The organism is Acetomicrobium sp. S15 = DSM 107314 (assembly GCF_016125955.1).
Lineage (GTDB): Bacteria > Synergistota > Synergistia > Synergistales > Thermosynergistaceae > Thermosynergistes > Thermosynergistes pyruvativorans.
On sequence record NZ_JADEVE010000017.1, the window covers coordinates 1 to 395 of the forward strand.

A 395-nucleotide genomic window follows, 5' to 3' on the forward strand; every position below is an offset into this window, starting at 1 on the left:
CAGCATCGTGTAGCGCATCTACGCCCCGAATGCGTATTATGCCCGTGCCTTCACCGCTTATATCGGCTCCCATCTCCCTCAAGGCTTGGGCCAAGTTGGCAATTTCCGGCTCTCGAGCGGCGTTTTCTATGAGCGTTTCCACTGACACGATTACCTATGTGCCTCTTGATGGTACGGTTGGCCTCATATCCGACGGGGCTGGCACGGGAATGCTCACGCTCGACCTCATAAGCGATGCCGGGGCAAGGGCTGCGTGCTTCTGCGAGATGGGGCCGATCGTCGTAGTTTATCCTGAAGGGGCGTTTTACTGCGGCGTGACTCCCAAGGATGTGCCTGAGATAGTGGAAGAGCATCTCTATAAAGGGCGTCTGGTCAAAAGGCTCCTCTATACCATG

Annotated in this window: 2 pseudogenes; one reads left to right on the forward strand and one right to left on the reverse strand. The window is 55.9% G+C overall.

Annotated elements, in window-relative coordinates:
- Positions 1 to 148, reverse strand: a pseudogene (locus EZM41_RS00075) (UDP-N-acetylglucosamine 1-carboxyvinyltransferase); the annotation flags it as partial.
- Here EZM41_RS00075 and EZM41_RS00080 point away from each other — a divergent pair.
- A pseudogene (locus EZM41_RS00080) lies at positions 129 to 395 on the forward strand (hypothetical protein); the annotation flags it as partial. The pseudogenes EZM41_RS00075 and EZM41_RS00080 sit on opposite strands and share 20 nt — an antisense overlap.